Origin of the sequence: Kocuria subflava (genome assembly GCF_012163155.1) — a bacterium.
GTDB classification, from domain to species: domain Bacteria; phylum Actinomycetota; class Actinomycetes; order Actinomycetales; family Micrococcaceae; genus Kocuria; species Kocuria subflava.
Genome location: NZ_JAAVUN010000064.1, coordinates 1 through 1,979, shown reverse-complemented (window position 1 = coordinate 1,979; position 1,979 = coordinate 1). Strand labels below are relative to the sequence as shown.

At 60.2% G+C, this 1,979-nt stretch carries 2 protein-coding genes; both read left to right on the top strand.

The window, feature by feature from the left end; all coding sequences use genetic code 11:
* Nucleotides 1-77: 77 nt before the first annotated feature.
* Nucleotides 78-1,247: a glycosyltransferase gene (locus tag GTW58_RS12930; RefSeq protein ID WP_255409156.1), complete on the top strand. Its 1,170-nt coding sequence runs from the start codon at nucleotides 78-80 to the stop codon at nucleotides 1,245-1,247.
* 116 nt (nucleotides 1,248-1,363) lie between these two features.
* The gene (locus GTW58_RS12925) at nucleotides 1,364-1,750 is read left to right on the top strand and encodes a hypothetical protein (RefSeq protein ID WP_119933833.1); all 387 of its coding nucleotides are present in this window, start codon (nucleotides 1,364-1,366) and stop codon (nucleotides 1,748-1,750) included.
* Nucleotides 1,751-1,979: the final 229 nt, after the last annotated feature.

Below are 1,979 nucleotides of genomic sequence, written 5' to 3'. Positions count from 1 at the left end.
CGGCACCGCCAGCGAGATCCTCACCGCCACCGGCACCGAATGGCCAACACACTAAATTGGCACGACTCGGGCCAGAAGTGGGGGGACCGAGCAGCGGTAACGTGGACAGAGTTCGGCATCTGGCTCGATTTCCAGACATTGACGTTCACGTCATCGTTCCGAATCGGAAAGCATCTAAAATGCCCAAGATTCCACAGGCAACGCTGCACACATACGAATCGAAGCCTTGGCCGGTATATCCGGCATTTCATGTCCCCACCCGTCGAGGTGGGCGCCAAATCGATGAAACGATCTCAGGCATTCACCCCGATGTCGTGTTCAACACCGATCTGGAACGAGGTACGTTCTTGTCCAGCTTCCGTCGTCCCGGACGTTCCTGGGCCAGACGGCACGGAGTCCCCTATCTCGGCTACTACCACACGGACTTCTACGGGTTCGCAGCGGCGTACCCCGGATGGAAACACGTCGTGAACTTCGCCGTCCTACCCGCCCTCAGGAGCATTTACCAGAGCCCGGACCTCGTCATCGCGGCATCTCCCACGGCGGCGCTGGAGGTGGAGAAACTGCGTGCTAGGCGAGTGACGCAGATTCCTTTTGACGGCGTGGACACGGAAGCCTTCACCCCTGCGGCCAGAGACCGTCAGTGGCTGAGTGGCCTCATTCCTGGCCTGGGACCCCAGGACCAGGTGATTCTTTCGTTCGGAAGAATCGCCCCTGAGAAGCACATCGAGGACACACTCACCGCGTTCGATGCCATACCGCGTCAGCCGGACTCGAACGGTGGAGCGCGGTTGTGGTTGCTGGTCGTAGGTGAAGGAGATCCGGCGCTCGAGCGCAGCCTGCGTCGTCAAGCAGCTCAACTCGATCACTGTGCCGACGTGGTGTTTCACGGCTTTCTCCACGGACCCGAGAGGGCCAGGGTCCTGGCCTCGGCGGATATCTACGTCCTGCCGTCAACACACGAGACGTTCTCCATCACCACGACCGAGGCGATGGCCTGTGGGGTTCCCGTCGTGTGTGCCCGCAGCGGAGCAATGCCCACATACGTCACAGAGGCAACGACAGGTTTCCTCCATCGCCCCCGCGACCCGCTCGACCAGGCTCAAGCCATGCACCGTGCCTTGTGCTGCGACCGGCAGTCGATCGGTCGCGCTGCTCGCCAGACCGTCTCGGATCGCTTCAGCCACGGGACCATCTCGTTGAGCCTTCGGGAGCTGTTCTACCGAGAGGCCGTTCAAGTCACGTAAAGGTTGCGTGACCGTCAACGGTGCACCCACAAGACCACGGCCCGAACCTCATGGGACCGTGCGCCGCCCTTAGCGGCTTCAGTATCCATCACCTGTCATCCTCATCAGGAGTTGTCATGCCCTTTTATAAGAACTCTCAACAAGCAGCCGATGTCTTCGGGGGACTCTTCACCATCCTTTCCGAAGATCCCCAAGCCATGGCGGTCATGAAGTCATCCGGCCTCAAAGTGGCGATCAAGCACAAGGATCCTGAGTACCTCATTGGGTTCGATGCAGACGGACTGCACACCGACCTCACCGGTTTCACCCCCAATGTCCGAATCGCCATGAGCTGCGACACCGCCCACAAGCTGTGGCTCGGGGAACTTCTCATGCCAGTTGCGCTCGCGACGGGCCGTGTCCGGGTCCGTGGCAGCGTCCCAAAGATCCTCGAGTTCATCCCCGTCATGCGACCCGCGTTCGATCGCTACCCGTCGCTTGCGGCCGCACACGGGGTCTCATAGGCATTCGAGCCCGCACGACATTGCGCGTTAGCCGTATCCATTCACGTTCTGATTCACAGACCCAGCCGAATTCTTTAGGGAGAAAATTGTCATGTCTATCGCAGAAAACACCAGCACGTCCTACGTCAACCTGGACCTTCTCGACCCCACACTGACCGTGGGCCGCCCCCTTCATTCGGTCCGGTCGCTCTGTGAGTCGTCGGTTTCGATTTGATGGGTGCACTGCCGA